The 15,052-nt window shown below is 73.6% G+C and carries 14 protein-coding genes; 12 read left to right on the forward strand and 2 right to left on the reverse strand.

Annotated elements, in window-relative coordinates; all coding sequences use genetic code 11:
* Nucleotides 1–50 precede the first annotated feature (50 nt).
* Together ACIQGV_RS30205 and ACIQGV_RS30210 are read right to left on the reverse strand one after the other, a co-directional pair.
* Nucleotides 51–818, reverse strand: a complete 768-nt coding sequence (locus tag ACIQGV_RS30205; protein ID WP_402499925.1) for a DeoR/GlpR family DNA-binding transcription regulator — start codon at nucleotides 816–818, stop codon at nucleotides 51–53.
* 352 nt (nucleotides 819–1,170) lie between these two features.
* On the reverse strand, nucleotides 1,171–1,980 hold the full coding sequence (locus tag ACIQGV_RS30210; RefSeq protein WP_402499926.1) for an NAD-dependent epimerase/dehydratase family protein: 810 nt from the start codon (nucleotides 1,978–1,980) through the stop codon (nucleotides 1,171–1,173).
* 206 nt (nucleotides 1,981–2,186) lie between these two features.
* On the opposite strand from ACIQGV_RS30210, the gene ACIQGV_RS30215 reads away from it, so the two are divergent.
* The 12 genes from ACIQGV_RS30215 (at nucleotide 2,187) to ACIQGV_RS30270 (ending at nucleotide 14,932) form a co-directional block, all read left to right on the forward strand.
* Nucleotides 2,187–3,131, forward strand: a complete 945-nt coding sequence (locus tag ACIQGV_RS30215) for a 5-dehydro-4-deoxyglucarate dehydratase (RefSeq protein WP_402499928.1) — start codon at nucleotides 2,187–2,189, stop codon at nucleotides 3,129–3,131.
* Nucleotides 3,132–3,180: 49 nt separating this feature from the next.
* A complete protein-coding gene (locus tag ACIQGV_RS30220) occupies nucleotides 3,181–4,344 on the forward strand; it encodes a hypothetical protein (RefSeq protein ID WP_402499930.1) in 1,164 nt (387 codons plus the stop codon).
* A 101-nt stretch (nucleotides 4,345–4,445) separates the two neighbouring features.
* Entirely contained in the window at nucleotides 4,446–5,045 is a 600-nt protein-coding gene (locus tag ACIQGV_RS30225) for a TIGR03086 family metal-binding protein (protein ID WP_402499933.1), read from the forward strand.
* Nucleotides 5,046–5,122: 77 nt separating this feature from the next.
* Nucleotides 5,123–5,872: an MBL fold metallo-hydrolase gene (locus ACIQGV_RS30230; protein ID WP_402499935.1), complete on the forward strand. Its 750-nt coding sequence runs from the start codon at nucleotides 5,123–5,125 to the stop codon at nucleotides 5,870–5,872.
* Between the two features lie 321 nt (nucleotides 5,873–6,193).
* A complete protein-coding gene (locus ACIQGV_RS30235) occupies nucleotides 6,194–6,862 on the forward strand; it encodes a GntR family transcriptional regulator (RefSeq protein WP_402499937.1) in 669 nt (222 codons plus the stop codon).
* Nucleotides 6,859–7,767, forward strand: coding sequence for a dihydrodipicolinate synthase family protein (locus tag ACIQGV_RS30240; RefSeq protein ID WP_402499939.1), 909 nt, complete (start codon nucleotides 6,859–6,861; stop codon nucleotides 7,765–7,767). The genes ACIQGV_RS30235 and ACIQGV_RS30240 overlap by 4 nt, the downstream gene beginning before the upstream one ends.
* Nucleotides 7,755–9,485 carry an L-arabinonate dehydratase gene (araD, locus tag ACIQGV_RS30245; protein ID WP_402499941.1) on the forward strand — a complete coding sequence of 577 codons (1,731 nt, stop codon included), beginning with the start codon at nucleotides 7,755–7,757 and terminating at the stop codon, nucleotides 9,483–9,485. The genes ACIQGV_RS30240 and araD overlap by 13 nt, the downstream gene beginning before the upstream one ends.
* A 92-nt stretch (nucleotides 9,486–9,577) precedes the next feature.
* The gene (locus ACIQGV_RS30250; RefSeq protein WP_402499943.1) at nucleotides 9,578–10,513 is read left to right on the forward strand and encodes a carbohydrate ABC transporter permease; all 936 of its coding nucleotides are present in this window, start codon (nucleotides 9,578–9,580) and stop codon (nucleotides 10,511–10,513) included.
* Complete coding sequence (locus ACIQGV_RS30255; RefSeq protein WP_402499945.1) at nucleotides 10,510–11,412, forward strand: carbohydrate ABC transporter permease; 903 nt, start codon at nucleotides 10,510–10,512, stop codon at nucleotides 11,410–11,412. The genes ACIQGV_RS30250 and ACIQGV_RS30255 overlap by 4 nt, the downstream gene beginning before the upstream one ends.
* Before the next feature lie 27 nt (nucleotides 11,413–11,439).
* Nucleotides 11,440–12,594: a Gfo/Idh/MocA family protein gene (locus ACIQGV_RS30260; protein WP_402499948.1), complete on the forward strand. Its 1,155-nt coding sequence runs from the start codon at nucleotides 11,440–11,442 to the stop codon at nucleotides 12,592–12,594.
* Nucleotides 12,591–13,433 carry a PmoA family protein gene (locus ACIQGV_RS30265; RefSeq protein WP_402499951.1) on the forward strand — a complete coding sequence of 281 codons (843 nt, stop codon included), beginning with the start codon at nucleotides 12,591–12,593 and terminating at the stop codon, nucleotides 13,431–13,433. The genes ACIQGV_RS30260 and ACIQGV_RS30265 overlap by 4 nt, the downstream gene beginning before the upstream one ends.
* Nucleotides 13,430–14,932: a family 43 glycosylhydrolase gene (locus ACIQGV_RS30270; protein WP_402499954.1), complete on the forward strand. Its 1,503-nt coding sequence runs from the start codon at nucleotides 13,430–13,432 to the stop codon at nucleotides 14,930–14,932. The genes ACIQGV_RS30265 and ACIQGV_RS30270 overlap by 4 nt, the downstream gene beginning before the upstream one ends.
* The last annotated feature ends 120 nt before the right edge of the window (nucleotides 14,933–15,052 follow it).

The raw sequence follows: 15,052 nt of genomic DNA on the forward strand, positions 1-15,052 counted from the left end.
GACAAAGGGCTCCTCCGGGCGTGCGGATGCCCGGGAGGGGTGAGGGTGTCTCAGACGCGGACGATCTGGGGGCCGAGCAGGGAGTAGCGGTGCGCCTCGGCGGACGGCAGCAGCGTGCTCGTCACGATCGCCTCCAGCGTGACGACCTCGGCGAACCGGCAGAAGCTGACCGCGCCGAACTTGGTGTGGGCGCCCACGAAGACGGTGCGCCGGGCGGCCCGTACGGCCTGCGCCTTGACCTCGCCGACCGCCGGGTCGGGGGTGGTCAGCCCGTGCTCGCGGGAGATGCCGTTGGCCCCGATGTAGGCGAGGTCGAGGACGAACCCGGCCAGCATTCTCGTCGTCCAGTGGTCGACGGTGGCCAGGGTGCCGGGCCGTACCCGGCCGCCGAGCAGCAGGACGGAGGTGTTCTCGGCCCCGGCGAGGGCGCCCGCGACGGGCAGGGACGCGGTGACCACGGTCAGCGGCCGGTCCGTGGGGAGCGCCTCGGCGATGAGCTGCGGGGTGAATCCCTCGTCGACGAAGACCGTCTCGGCGTCCCCGAGCAGCTCGGCCGCGGCGGCGGCGATCCTGCGCTTCTCGGGCACGTGGCTGGTGGCGCGGAAGGCGAGCGTGGTCTCGAAGCCGGCGCTCTCCACGGGGTAGGCGCCGCCGTGGGTGCGGCGGACGAGGCCGTGGCCCTCCAGGGCGCGCAGGTCCCGTCGTACGGTCTCCCTGGCGACGCCGAGCCGGGTGGCGAGGTCGTTGACGTCGACGGAACCGTCGCGTCGGGCGGCCCGCACGATCTCGCGCCGGCGCTCCTCGGTGGTGCTGTTCATGCCGACACCCGCCTTCCGCTTCGCCGCCCGTTCGGGCCCTCGGTCGGGCCATGGGGGAAGTTCTACAGCGGGTGCGGGGTGGTGACCAGGTCTGTTGCGGAGGTGATGCTGACCGGGTGTGCCCGTTCGGGCGCGCGGGTGTCCGGGGCGGATCCAGGACGCCGCGCGGTCCCGTCGTGCGCCGTCCGGGGCGCGTCGTGGCTGGTCGCGCGGTTCCCCGCGCCCCTGGGCGGCACCGCCGGAGGGGCGCCGGTCGCCGGGGGGTGTTCCCGGCCGGCCGGACGGGATGCCCGGATGCGGGGGCGGGGCGGCCCGTTCCGTGCCCGGCCGCTCTCGGCGGCCCCGGATCCCGTCAGTACGGCCAGATCGGCGGGTCGGTCACGAAGTGGCCGCCGAGACGGGCGTGGGCCTCGTTCGCCGGGTCCAGTTCGCCCTGCTCGGCGATCAGCTTCCCGGCGTACGGCTCGGAGTCGTCCTGCGGCTCGTAGCCGAGGGCGCGGGCGCTGGTGAGGTCCCACCACAGGCGGGTGTTGGCGGAGGAGCCGTGGACGACGGTGTGGCCGACGTCCGGCGCGGTCAGGGCCGCGTGGAGGAGACGGGCGCCGTCGGCGGGGCTCATCCACACGGAGAGCATGCGCACGCTGGTCGGCTCGGGGAAGCAGGAGCCGATCCGCACCGACACCGTCTCCAGGCCGTGCTTGTCCCAGTAGAACTGCGCCAGGTCCTCGCCGAACGCCTTGGACAGGCCGTAGAAGGTGTCCGGGCGGTGCGGGGTTTCGACCGGGATGAGCGGGTCGTCGCCCCGGGGGCGGGGGGTGTAACCGACCGCGTGGTTGGAGGAGGCGAAGACGACACGGGCCACGCCCTCCGCGCGGGCGGCCTCGTAGAGGTTGTAGGTGCCCTCGATGTTCGCCCTGAGGATCTTGTCGAAGGGGGCTTCCAGGGAGATCCCCGCGAGGTGGACGATCGCGTCGACGCCGCGTACGGCCTCGCGCACCGCCTCGCGGTCGGCGAGGTCCGCGACGAGCGCGTCCGGCTCGCCCTCGACCGGGCGCAGGTCCAGCAGGCGCAGCGCGTATCCGTACGCCGGGAGCAGGTCCCGCATCAGGGTGCCGAGCCCGCCTGCGGCGCCGGTGAGCAGGACGGTGCGGGGGGCTGGCATCCTCGGGTCTCCTCCGGTCGGCGGCCGCATCGACGTACGGCATTCACATCCATGGACAAACTAAGGATCATCGCCGCGACCCGTCAAGAGTGGCGGAGAAGGTGTTCATAAACATAAACTCTGATCAGAGTTCTGTACGCCTTGCATCGGTCGCACGCCTCGCGCCACCGCATGCGTCCGACACCGCCCCGTTCTAGGGAGAGCCTGTGACGCCTGACGACCTCGCCGCTCGACTCGGTATCCCCGGCGGGCCGCTGTTCTTCCCCGTCACCGCCTACGGCCCGGACGGCGCGGTGGCCCCCGACGTGTACCGCGCGCACGTCCGCCGGGGCGTCGAGGCCGGCGCCGCCGCCGTCTTCGCCTGCTGCGGCACCGGAGAGTTCCACGCGCTCTCGCCCGAGGAGTACGAGCTGTGCGTGCGCGCCGCCGTCGAGGAGACGGCCGGGCGGGTGCCCGTCGTCGCCGGCACCGGATACGGCACCGCGCTCGCCGTGCACTACGCGCGCACGGCCGCCGGTGCCGGGGCGGACGGACTTCTCGCCATGCCGCCGTACCTCGTCGTCGCCGGACAGGAGGGGCTGCTGCGCCACTACCGGGAGATCGCCGCCGCCACACCGCTGCCGGTCGTGGTCTACCAGCGCGACAACGCCGTGTTCACCCCCGGGACCGTCGTCGGGCTCGCCCGCACCGAGGGGATCATCGGCCTCAAGGACGGGGTCGGGGACCTCGGCCTGATGCAGCGGATCGTGAGCGCCGTGCGCACCGAGGCACCGGGGGACTTCCTCTACTTCAACGGGCTGCCCACGGCCGAGCAGACACAGCCGGCCTACCGGGCCATCGGGGTCCCGCTGTACTCGTCCGCCGTGTTCTGCTTCGCCCCCGAGGTCGCCCAGGCGTTCCACGGGGCGCTGGAGACCGGTGACGAGGCCGTCGTGCGGCGGCTCCAGGACGGGTTCTTCCGCCCCTTCGTCGAACTGCGCTCCCAGGGGAGCGGATACGCCGTCTCGCTCGTCAAGGCGGGCGTGCGGATGAGCGGGCTGGAGGTGGGGGAGGTCCGGCCGCCGCTGCACGAACCGGCACCGGAACACCTGGAACGGCTCGCCGGACTGATCGAGCGGGGCCACGCACTGGTGAAGGGGGAGGGCGCATGAGGAGGACCGGGCCGGTCCGTTCCCGGAACGTGCCGAGGGGGGAGGGCGGGTGAGGACGTCGGTGTTCCTCTATCCCTGGGACGTCGCCGGGGACCCCGGGGCGGCCGGCCGGATCGCCGGCCTGGGCGTCGCGCAGGTGACGCTCGCCTCCGCCTACCACTCGACACGCGCCCTCACCCCCCGGCACCCCCGGCACCGGATCGTCACGGCCGAGCACGCCGCCGTGCTGTACCCGCCCGGCGACCTGTGGGAGGGGCGCGAGCTGCGGCCCTTCCCGGCGGGCGCGTGGGCGCCCGGTGACGCCTTCGGCGAGGCCGCCGCCGCCCTCGCCGGCGCGGGGCTGGAGGTGCACAGCTGGGTCGTGCTCGCGCACAACTCCCGGCTGGGGGCCGAGCGTCCCGCCACCTCCGTCGTCAACGCCTACGGCGACCGGTACCCCTGGGCGCCCTGCATCGCGCAGCCCGCCACGCGCGCGTACCTGGTCGACCTGGCCGCCGAGGCGGCCGTGCGCCCAGGGGCGCGGGGCACGGAACTGGAGTCCCTCGGCTGGTACGGGCTCGCCCATCTGCACGCCCACGACAAGACCGGCGGGGTCGCGTGGGGGGACGCCGGCCAGTACCTGATGTCGCTGTGCTTCTGCGGGGACTGCCGGGACGGGTACGCCGGCCAGGGCCTCGACCCGGACGCGCTGGCCGCGCGGGTGCGGGAGGCACTGGAGCCGGCCTGGCGGGGCGCACCCTCGGACGGGGGCTGGGCCGGGGTCGGGAAACTGCTCGGGGAGGCCGAGGCCGCCGCCACGCGCGCGTGGCGCGACGCGGTGGCCCGCGACCTCCAGGAGGCCGCCGTGGCCGCCGTGCGGGCCGCCGCGCCCGAGGGCTTCCAGGTGCTGCTGCACGCCGACCCGGTGTCCTATCACTGCGGCGCCAACGCGGGCGTGGACCCGGGACACGTGCTGTCCTTCGCCGACGGGGTCGTCGTGCCCTGCACGGGCGGGGCCGGGCCGGTCACGCCGTTCGCCGGGCAGGGGGTGCCGGGAGCCGTCGTCGCGGCGAACCTCACCGTCGTGTCGGGGATGGGCGGACGCCCGCACGCCCTCGCGGAGGACGCCGTCCGGGCCCGGGCGCTGGGCGCCACCGAACTGCGGCTCTACCACGCCGGGCTGGCCTCCGACGCGGACCTGGCGGCGGTACGGGAGGCACTCGCCTCGCTCTGAGCGCCGAGGCCCCGGGCAGGTGGCCCGGGGCCGGGCGTGCGATGAGTTTCCGCCGCGGGGACGGTCCACCCTTCACGAACCCGGAACGTGGAGGAGCCACCATGACCGAGCCGACCCCGATCATCGATCTCGGACCGCAGACCCGTGTCGTGGCCCGCCTCGCCGAGGCCGTGACCGAGGAGCAGCTCTCCGGGCCCACCCCGTGCCCGGACCTGCGGGTGCGCAACATGCTGGGCCATCTGCTGCATCTGTCCGTGGCCTTCCGTGACGCCGGCCGCAAGGACCTGGGCGTCACGACCGACACCAGCCCCGTCGGCACGCTCCCGGACATCGGTCCCGGCTGGCGCAAGGAGCTGCCCGACGTCCTCGGCGAGCTCGCCGGGGCATGGCGGGACCCCGCCGCCTGGACCGGCCGGACCCGTGCGGGCGGTGTGGACCTGCCCGGCGCGGTCGCCGGTGCCGTCGCGGTGGACGAGCTGGTCGTCCACGGCTGGGACCTGGCCCGCGCCGTCGGCGTGCCCTACGAGCCCGACCCGGCCGCCCTGCGGGCGTCGTACGCGTTCCTCCTGGCCGCCGCCGAGGATCCCACCCGGGGAGGCGGCATCTTCGGCCCGGTCGTACCGGTGCCGCGGGAGGCGCCGCTGCTGGACCGCGCCGTGGGCCTGAGCGGCCGGGAGCCGGGCTGGACCCGTCAGGCGTGACGCCGGGGCGGCACCCTCGGGGGGCGCGGCTCCTCCGTGTCCGGACCGGGCCGCGGGGCAGCCCCTAGGCTCTTGTCATGTCCCTCTCTCTCACCGTGCTCGGCACCGCCTCCCCGCACCCCGCCCCCGGCCGCCCCTGCTCCGGCTATCTGCTGCGCGCGCCGGGCGCCGAGGTGTGGGTGGACGCCGGGACCGGCACCTTCGCGGAGTTGCAGCGGCACATGGATCCGGCCCGGCTGAGCGCGATCTGGATCTCCCATCTGCACGCCGACCACTACGCCGATCTCCTCGCCGCCTTCTACGCGTTCGCGTACGGCGGCACGACCCCGCCCGCGCCGGTCCCCGTGTACGCGCCGCGTGACTGCGCCGGCCGTCTCGCCGGGTTCTTCGGACGGCCGGACGCGAGGTTCCTCGACGGCGTCCTCGACTTCCGGCCGCTGTCCGACGGGCATACCGCCCGGCACGGCGAACTGCTGCTCACCGCCCGCGCGGTCGAGCACGACACCGAGGCGTACGGGCTGCGCGCCGAGAGCGGAGGGCGGGCCCTCGCGTACTCCGGGGACAGCGGACCCTGCGCGGCGCTCACCCGGCTCGCCGACGGCGCCGACCTGTTCCTCTGCGAGGCGGACATCGGCACCCGTCGCGAAGGCGAACAGCCTGTCCATCTCACCCCGGAGGAGGCCGGTGCGTACGCCGTGGGCGCCGGGGAACTGCTGGTCACCCATGTGGGTCCGTCGCTGACGCGCGAGGAGGCCGCCGGGCGGGCGGCCGTCGTGTTCGGCGGCCCGGCCGGCCCGGCCCGGGAGGGCGAGACCCGGACCGTGTGACGGCCGTCGGACGGTCGTCCGGCAGCTGTGTGACGACTGCCCGGCAGCTGTGTGACGGTCGTCCGGCAGTCGTGGCACGGTCGTCCGTCGTCCGTCGTCCGTCGTCCGTCGTCCGTCGTCCGTCGTCCGTCAGCCGTCAGCCGTCAGCCGTCAGCCGTCAGCCGTCCGGCGGCCGTCCGTCAGCCGTCCGGCGGCCGGACGACTGACGGGAACTTTCTTTTGTCAGAAGCATTGACGAAACAGGGGCGCGCTTCTAGCTTCATCGCGTCGTACTTCGTACGTCATATATGAGACGCGATACGCCAGATCCGAGAGGCGCGCATGACCTCTGTGCCCACGCCGATCCCCTCCCGCACGCAGTTCGTGCTGGAGGAGATCAAACGCCGTATTCTCACCGGCCGGCTGACGCCGGGTCAGGCCCTCGTCGAGACCGAGCTGGCCGCGCAGTTCGGGGTGTCGAAGACCCCCGTGCGCGAGGCGCTCAAGACGCTCGCGGGGACCGGGCTGGTCGTGATGAACCAGTACAAGGGCGTCACCGTGCGCATGGTCGACGCGGACATGGCGCGCGAGGTCTACGACGTGCGGCTGCTGCTGGAGCCCGAGGCGCTGCGGCGGGCCGTGCGGCGCGGGGCCTCGCTGGACGCCGCGCGGGACGCGCTGGAGCGGGCCGACACCGCCGCCGACACCGCCGAACGCTCCCTGGCCAACCGGGAGTTCCACCGGGCGCTCTATCTGCCCTGCGGCAATCCGCTGCTCGGGCGCATGCTCGACGAGGTGCGCGACCAGGCCGCCCTGGTGTCGGCCGTCGCCTGGGCCTCCTCCCCGTCGTGGGAGCGCGAGGCCGGTGAGCACCGCGACATCCTGCGGCTCGCCCTGGACGGTGACGCCGACGGCGCGGCCGGCGCGCTGCACGCCCACATCGCGTCCTTCGTGCGACGGGCCTTCCCGGAAACGGCCGGCGGGGCCCGGGGAGAGGACGGCCGGGCATGACAGCGACGTTCGAGACCCAGCGGGCGGCCCTGGCCGACGTGGTGGCGATCCCGGTGACCCCGTTCGCCGAGGACGGCTCCGTCGAGCGGGACACCTACCGGGCCCTGCTGCGCCGGCTGCTGGACGGCGGCGTCACGACCCTCACGCCCAACGGCAACACCGGCGAGTTCTACGCCCTCACCCCCGAGGAGCGGCAGCTCGTCACCGAGCTGACCCTCCAGGAGGCGGGCGAGCGGGCCGTGATCCTGGTGGGCGTCGGACACGACGTGCCCACCGCGGTCGCCTCCGCCCGGCACGCCCGGGAGCGGGGGGCCGCGATGGTCATGGTCCACCAGCCCGTGCACCCCTACGTCTCGCAGACCGGCTGGGTCGACTACCACCGCGCCATCGCGGAGTCCGTGCCCGAGCTGGGCGTGGTGCCGTACATCCGCAACGCGCAGCTGGACGGGGCCCGGCTCGCCGAGCTGGCCGACGCCTGCCCCAACGTCATCGGGGTGAAGTACGCGGTCCCGGACGCGGCCCGGTTCGCCGGCTTCGCGCGGGACGCCGGGCTGGAGCGGTTCGTCTGGGTCGCCGGGCTCGCCGAGCCGTACGCGCCCTCGTACTTCTCCGCGGGGGCCACCGGCTTCACGTCCGGGCTGGTCAACGTCGCTCCGGCCGTGTCGCTGAACATGCTCCGGGCGCTGCGCGCCGGCGACCACGCGGCCGCCATGAAGGTCTGGGAGCAGATCCGGCGGTTCGAGGAACTGCGCGCCGCCGACGCCTCCGCCAACAACGTCACCGTCGTCAAGGAGGCCCTCGCCTCCCTCGGCCTGTGCCGCCGTGAGGTCCGCCCGCCGAGCCGGCCCCTGCCCGAGGACGAGCGGGCCGAGATCGCCGGGATCGCCGCCGGATGGTCCCTGTGAAGCGGCCCGAGGAGCTGCGCAGCCACCAGTGGTACGGCGCCGACGGGCTGCGGTCCTTCAGCCACCGGGCCCGCACCCGGCAGCTCGGCTACCTGCCCGAGGAGCATCTCGGCAAGCCGGTGATCGCCGTCCTGAACACCTGGTCCGACATCAACCCCTGCCATGTGCATCTGCGCGACCGCGCCCAGGCCGTGAAGCGGGGCGTGTGGCAGGCGGGCGGTTTCCCGCTGGAGTTCCCCGTCTCCACGCTGAGCGAGACCTTCCAGAAGCCGACCCCGATGCTCTACCGGAACATGCTCGCCATGGAGACCGAGGAACTGCTGCGGTCCTACCCGGTGGACGGGGCCGTGCTGCTGGGCGGCTGCGACAAGTCCACGCCCGCCCTGCTCATGGGCGCCGCCTCCGCCGATCTGCCCGCCGTCTTCGTGCCCGCCGGACCCATGCTCCCGGGGCACTGGCGGGGCGAGGTCCTCGGCTCCGGCACGGACATGTGGAAGTACTGGGACGACAGACGGGCCGGGCTCGTCGGCGACTGCGAGATGGCCGAACTGGAGAGCGGGCTCGCGCGCTCCCCGGGGCACTGCATGACCATGGGCACGGCCTCCACGCTGACCGCCGCGGCCGAGGCGCTGGGGGTGACGGTGCCGGGCGCGTCCAGCATCCCCGCCGTCGACTCGGGGCACGACCGGATGGCCGCCAGGGCCGGCATGACCGCCGTGGACCTGGTGCGCGACGACCGCAGGCTCTCGCGGATCCTCACCCGTGAGGCGTTCGAGGACGCCGTCACCACCGTGCTGGGGCTCGGCGGGTCCACCAACGCCGTGATCCATCTGATCGCCATGGCCGGCCGGGCCGGGGTCCGGCTCACGCTGGACGACTTCGACCGGATCGCCCGTACGGTGCCCGTGCTGGCCAATGTGCGCCCCGGCGGACGGACGTACCTCATGGAGGACTTCCACTTCGCGGGCGGACTGCCCGGATTCCTGTCGCGGATCCCCGACCTGCTGCACCTGGACCGGCCGACGGTGTCGCACGACACCCTGCGCGAGCAGCTCGCCGGCGCGCGGGTGCACCACGACGACGTGATCCGCCCCCGCGGCAACCCCGTCGCGAGCGAGGGCGGGGTGGCCGTGCTGCGCGGGAACCTGTGCCCCGACGGCGCGGTGATCAAGCACATCGCCGCCGAGCCGCGGCTGCTCAAGCACACCGGACCCGCGGTCGTCTTCGACGACTACCGGACCATGCAGCGCACCATCGACGACCCGTCGCTGGGCATCACCGCCGACAGCGTGCTGGTGCTGCGCAACGCCGGACCCAGGGGCGGGCCCGGCATGCCCGAGTACGGGATGCTGCCCATCCCCGAGTACCTGCTCAAGCAGGGGGTGCGGGACATGGTGCGGATCTCCGACGCCCGGATGAGCGGCACCAGTTACGGCACCTGCGTCCTGCACGTGGCACCCGAGTCGTACGTCGGCGGGCCCCTGGCGCTGGTCAGGACCGGCGATCTCATCACCCTGGACGTCGGGGCGCGCTCCCTGCGGCTGGACGTCGACGACGACGAGCTCCGGCGGCGCCGCGCCGAGTGGACCCCGCCGCCCGCCCGCTACGGGCGCGGCTACGGATTCCTCTACGAACAGCAGATCACCCAGGCGGACACCGGCTGCGACTTCGAGTTCCTCGCGCGGCCCGGCACGGTGCAGGACCCCTACGCGGGCTGACCCCGCCACCCCCGTCTCTTCATGGCCGAGATCTCGAACGGCTACCGGCAAGCGCTTCACCCGCACGAGACGCAACCGAACGGAGAACAGTCATGGCCCAAGCCGCAGCCGTGGCGAAACCGCCCGCGCCACCGGGGCGGCGCCGTGCCTCCGCCGCGCCGCGCAGACTGCCCTATCTGCTGATCGCGCCGGCGGCCCTGCTGATGCTCGGCTTCATCGCCTACCCCGTCATCAGCGTCTTCTACTACAGCCTGCAGAACTACAACCCCACCAAGCCCTGGCGGAACGGGTACGCGGGCTTCGGCAACTTCGTCCACGCCTTCACCGACGACCCGCAGTTCTGGAACACGCTGACCTTCAGCGCCAAGTGGGTGTTCGCCGAGGTCGGGCTCCAGCTGCTGTTCGGCCTCGCGCTCGCGCTGATCGTCAACCAGACCTTCGCCGGACGGGCCCTCGGCCGCGCGCTGGTCTTCTCGCCCTGGGCCGTCTCCGGCGTGCTCACCTCGGCGATCTGGGTGCTGCTCTACAACTCCCAGACCGGCATCACCCGTTACCTCGCCGACGTCGGCATCGGCTCCTACGGGACCAGCTGGCTGTCGGACACCTCCACCGTCTTCCCCGCCGCGATCGTCGCCGACCTGTGGCGCGGGGTGCCCTTCTTCGCGATCCTCATCCTCGCCGACCTCCAGTCCGTCTCCCGCGACCTGTACGAGGCCGCCGAGGTCGACGGGGCGAGCCGGCTCCAGCAGTTCCGGCACATCACCCTGCCCCACCTGAAGGACGCGATCGTCCTGTCCACGCTGCTGCGCGCGGTGTGGGAGTTCAACAACGTGGACCTGCTCTACACGCTCACCGGCGGCGGGCCCGCGGGCGAGACGACGACGCTGCCGCTGTACATCGCCAACACCAGCGTCGAATCCCATGACTTCGGCTACGCGTCCGCCCTGACCACGGTCGCGTTCGTGATCCTGCTCTTCTGCTCGATCGTCTATCTGCGGCTGAGCAAGTTCGGAGGCGAGTCCAAGTGACGGTCAAGGAGGCCACCGCCGCCCCCGCACCCGCGCCGGAGCGGCTGCCCGAGGCGCCCCGGCCGCACCCCGCGGGCAGACAGCGCTCCTGGGACGAGGTCCCCCGCTGGCAGATCTACCTGCCGCTGTCCGTCTACCTCGTCTTCACGCTCATCCCCTTCTACTGGATCCTGCTGTTCGCGCTGCGCCCGTCCGGCTCCACCTCGCTCGTGCCCTGGCCGATGACCGGCGAGCACTTCGGGAAGGTCTGGAACGAACGGAGCTTCGGCACCTACTTCCAGAACAGCCTGCTCGTCGGCCTCGCCACGCTGGTGATGACCACGATCGTCGCCCTGGCCGGCGGCTACGCCCTCGCGCGGTTCGACTTCAGGGTCAAGCGGGTGTTCATGCTGGCCCTGCTGTGCTCCCAGTTCGTGCCGGGCGCGCTGCTGCTGGTGCCGCTGTTCGAGATCTTCGCCGAGCTCCGGATGATCAACTCGCTGGGCAGCGTCATCATCGCCGAGACGGTGTTCCAGCTGCCGCTGTCGATGATCCTGATCAGCAACTTCATCAAGAACGTGCCGTACTCCCTGGAGGAGGCGGCCTGGGTCGACGGCTGCAACCGGTTCACGGCCTTCCGGATCGTCGTGCTGCCGCTGCTGCGGCCGGGGCTGATCGCCGTCGGCTCCTTCGCCTTCGTCCACTCCTGGAACCACTTCCTGTTCGCCCTGATGTTCCTCAACAACCCGGACAAGCAGACCATCCCGGTCGGCCTCAACACCCTGATGAGCGCCGACAGCGTGGACCTCGGGGCGCTCGCGGCGGGCGGCATCGTCGCTGCCGTACCCGTCGTGCTCGTGTTCGCCTTCATCCAGAAGTGGCTCATCACCGGCTTCAGCGCGGGGGCGGTGAAGGGCTGATGGGAATCCGCCTGCGGGGAGGACGCCATGAGTGAACCGCTGCCCCTCGTCCTCGCCGGGGCCCGTGGACACGGGCGCTGGCATCTGGAGAACATCGGACGGCTCCAGGAGCGGGGACTGGTCCGGCTCGTCGGAGTCTGCGAGCCGGCCCCGCTCACCGAGGAGGAGTTCGGGGGTCCGCTCCCCGTCCAGTCGGCCGACTTCGGCGCCCTGCTGGACGCCACCGGCGCCCGGGCCGCCGTCGTCTGCACCCCGATCCCCACGCACACCGACCTGGCGCTGACCGCCGCCCGCCGGGGTGTGCACCTGCTGCTGGAGAAGCCGCCCGCACCCTCGTACGCCGAGTTCCGGCGGATGGCCGACGGGGTCGCCGCCGCCGGTGTCGCCTGTCAGATCGGCTTCCAGTCGCTCGGTTCGCACGCCGTGCCCGCGATCCGCGGCCTGATCGCCGAGGGCGCCGTCGGTACGGTCACCGGATTCGGCGGCGCGGGCGCCTGGACACGGGACGAGGCGTACTTCCGGCGCGCTCCCTGGGCCGGCAGACGGCGCCTGGACGGGGCGGACGTGATCGACGGGGCGCTCACCAACCCCCTCGCGCACGCCGTCGCCACCGCCCTGGCACTGGCCGGAGCCGGCCGGGCCGAGGACGTCGCCGGCGTCGAGACCGAACTGTGGCACGCCAACGACATCGAGGCCGACGACACCTCCTGTGTCCGTGTCACCACCGGCGACGGCCGCCCGGTCGCCGTCGCCGCGACCCTGTGCGCCGAGCGGCCCGACGAGCCGTACGTCCTGGTCCACGGCAGCCGCGGCCGGATCACCTTCTGGTACAAGCAGGACCGCGTGCTGCTCCAGCGCGCCGGACACGGCCCGCAGGAGAGCGAGTACGGCCGCACCGACCTGCTGGAGAACCTCGTCGCCCATGTCACGGGCGGCGCGGAACTCCTCGTCCCGCCCGAGGCGACCGGCGGCTTCATGAAGGTCGTCGAGGCGATCCGGCGGGCCCCCGACCCGGCCCCGCTGCCCGGCTCGGCCTGGCACCGGCTGCCCGCCGAGGGCCGCCGGGTCGTGCCCGGGGCCGACGGGCTGGTCGCCGCCTGCGCCGACACCCTCGCCCTCTACTCCGAACTGGGCGCCCCCTGGGCGCTCCCGGCCGGTTCCCAGGAGATGAGCGCCCGATGACCGAGAACACCCCGGTGCTCAGCGCCGCGGGCCGGCCGGTGGCCCGCTACGTCACCCGGCCCGAGCTGCCCGGCCGGCTCTCCCCGCGCCCCTACCTGCACCCCGTCACCACCCTCGCCGGCACGGCCGTCACCGAACTGGGCCCGGCCGACCATCTCCACCACCTCGGCGTCGGTGTCGCCGTTCCCGACGTCGAGGGGTACAACTTCTGGGGCGGCCGCACCTTCGTGCGTGACCGGGGGCCGACCGAGCTGGACAACCACGGAGCCCAGCGGCACGTCTCCTTCCAGCTGCGCGACCCCGACGGGTTCGTCGAGGAACTGCGCTGGGTGGCCGCGGGCGGCGAACTGCTGCGCGAGCGCCGCACGGTCGCCGTGACCGAACTCGGCGGCACCGCCTGGGCGCTGGACTTCACCTTCGCCCTGACGAACATCACCTCCGGCCCGCTCTCCCTCGGCAGCCCCGCCACCAACGGGCGGCCCGGAGCGGCCTACGGAGGCTTCTTCTGGCGTGCCCGCAAGGAGGCCGGGGCACCCCGCGTGTTCACCCCCGACGCCGAGGGCGAGAACGAGGTGCACGGCCGCCGCGCCGACTGGCTGGCGCTGGCCGGCAGCACCTGGACGCTGGTCCTCGCGGGCGCCACCGACGCCACCCGGCGCGACCCCTGGTTCGTGCGCACCGCCGAGTACCCCGGCGTCGGCTCCTCCCTCGCCTCCGCCGAGCGGCTCGCGATCGCCCCCGGCGACACCGTCGTACGCCGTGTCGTCACCGTCGTCGCCGACGGCCGGCTGGACCGGGACGAGGCGGCGGCCCTGACGGCGAAGGCGGCCGGCCGGTGACGACGTACACCAACCCGATCCTGGACGCCGACTGGTCCGACCCTGATGTGCTCCGCGTCGGCGACGACTTCTATCTGACCGCCTCCAGCTTCGGCCGGGTCCCCGGCCTGCCCCTGCTGCACTCCCGCGACCTGGTCCACTGGACCCTCGTCGGGCACGCCCTGGAACGCCTGGAACCCGCCGGGGAGTTCGCGCGGCCCCGCCACGACCGCGGGGTCTGGGCGCCCTCCCTGCGCTTCCACGACGACCGCTACTGGATCTTCTGGGGCGACCCCGACCAGGGTGTCTTCCAGGTCAGCGCCCCGCGGATCAGGGGCCCGTGGACCCGGCCCCTTCTGCTGAAGGAGGGCAAGGGGCTGATCGACCCCTGCCCGCTGTGGGACGAGGAGACCGGCGAGGCGTACCTGGTGCACGCCTGGGCCAGATCCCGCTCCGGCGTCAAGAACCGTCTCACCGGGCACCGGATGCGCCCCGACGCCACCGGGCTCCTCGACGAGGGCACCCTGATCGTGGACGCCGACCGCATCCCCGGCTGGTTCACCCTGGAGGGGCCCAAGCTGTACCGGCACGACGGCTGGTTCTGGATCTTCGCCCCCGCCGGGGGAGTGGAGACCGGCTGGCAGGGCGCCTTCCGCTCCCGCGGGTTCTTCGGACCGTACGAGGAGAGGGTCGTCCTGGAGCAGAAGGACACCGACGTCAACGGCCCCCACCAGGGCGGCTGGGTGCGCACGGCGGCCGGCGAGGACTGGTTCGTGCACTTCCAGCAGCGCGGCGCCCACGGCAGGGTCGTCCACCTCCAGCCGATGCGCTGGGACGCCGGGGGCTGGCCCGTGATCGGCGACGACGGCGCCCCCGTCACCGTGCACGAACTCCCCGCCCTGCCGGTGCAGCCGCCCGCCGCGCCCGCCACCGACGACGACTTCCCCGGAGGCCGCTTCGGCCGCCAGTGGCAGTGGACCGCCAACCCGCAGGACGGATGGGCGCCCCAGCACTCCGGCGACGGGCTGCGGCTGGCCTGCGTCCGCTCGGCCGACGCGCACGACCTGCGCAGGCTGCCGAACGTCCTGACCCAGAGGCTGCCCGGCGCACCCTGCGCGGCCGAGGTCGAGCTGCGCCTGGACAGCGAGGAGCCGGGCGCCCGTGCCGGGCTCGTGGTGCTCGGGGACGCCTTCTCGTGGATCGGGCTGGAGCGCGGGGCCGACGGGACGGTCCTGCTGGTGCACCGGTTCGCCGAGAGCGTCGCCGACGCCGAACGCGACGCCGCACATCCGCGGCCCGCGCCCGACGGGCGGGTCCGGCTGCGGATCGGCATCGGGCCCGGAGCGCGCTGCCGCTTCCTGGCCGACACCGGCGACGGGCCGCGCCCCTGCGGGCAGGTCTTCGCCGCCACGCCGTGGCGCTGGGTCGGCGCCCTGCTCGGCCTGTTCGCCCTCGCACCGGACGGGCCGGGCCCCGCGGGGACGGCCACGTTCACCCGGTTCAGGATCACACCCGCCTGAGTCCCCCTCTCCGTACGCCTGTCGGGAGCCGCGATGACGCATCACTCCAGCAAGCGCTTACCGGCCGTTCGGGTCGCCCCGTCCGCGGCCCACCGGCCCCCCACGACCGCACACCCCCCG

Source organism: Streptomyces sp. NPDC093094, from assembly GCF_044754345.1.
Taxonomy (GTDB): domain Bacteria; phylum Actinomycetota; class Actinomycetes; order Streptomycetales; family Streptomycetaceae; genus Streptomyces.

What these genes read in the sequence shown, in the direction of transcription:
- ACIQGV_RS30240 (WP_402499939.1), top strand. Translation starts at nt 6,859, where the DNA reads ATGACAGCGACGTTCGAGACCCAGCGGGCGGCCCTGGCCGACGTGGTG.
- ACIQGV_RS30235 (WP_402499937.1), top strand. Translation starts at nt 6,194, where the DNA reads ATGACCTCTGTGCCCACGCCGATCCCCTCCCGCACGCAGTTCGTGCTG.
- araD (WP_402499941.1), top strand. Translation starts at nt 7,755, where the DNA reads ATGGTCCCTGTGAAGCGGCCCGAGGAGCTGCGCAGCCACCAGTGGTAC.
- ACIQGV_RS30225 (WP_402499933.1), top strand. Translation starts at nt 4,446, where the DNA reads ATGACCGAGCCGACCCCGATCATCGATCTCGGACCGCAGACCCGTGTC.
- ACIQGV_RS30250 (WP_402499943.1), top strand. Translation starts at nt 9,578, where the DNA reads ATGGCCCAAGCCGCAGCCGTGGCGAAACCGCCCGCGCCACCGGGGCGG.
- ACIQGV_RS30210 (WP_402499926.1), bottom strand. Translation starts at nt 1,980, where the DNA reads ATGCCAGCCCCCCGCACCGTCCTGCTCACCGGCGCCGCAGGCGGGCTC.
- ACIQGV_RS30205 (WP_402499925.1), bottom strand. Translation starts at nt 818, where the DNA reads ATGAACAGCACCACCGAGGAGCGCCGGCGCGAGATCGTGCGGGCCGCC.
- ACIQGV_RS30230 (WP_402499935.1), top strand. Translation starts at nt 5,123, where the DNA reads ATGTCCCTCTCTCTCACCGTGCTCGGCACCGCCTCCCCGCACCCCGCC.
- ACIQGV_RS30265 (WP_402499951.1), top strand. Translation starts at nt 12,591, where the DNA reads ATGACCGAGAACACCCCGGTGCTCAGCGCCGCGGGCCGGCCGGTGGCC.
- ACIQGV_RS30260 (WP_402499948.1), top strand. Translation starts at nt 11,440, where the DNA reads ATGAGTGAACCGCTGCCCCTCGTCCTCGCCGGGGCCCGTGGACACGGG.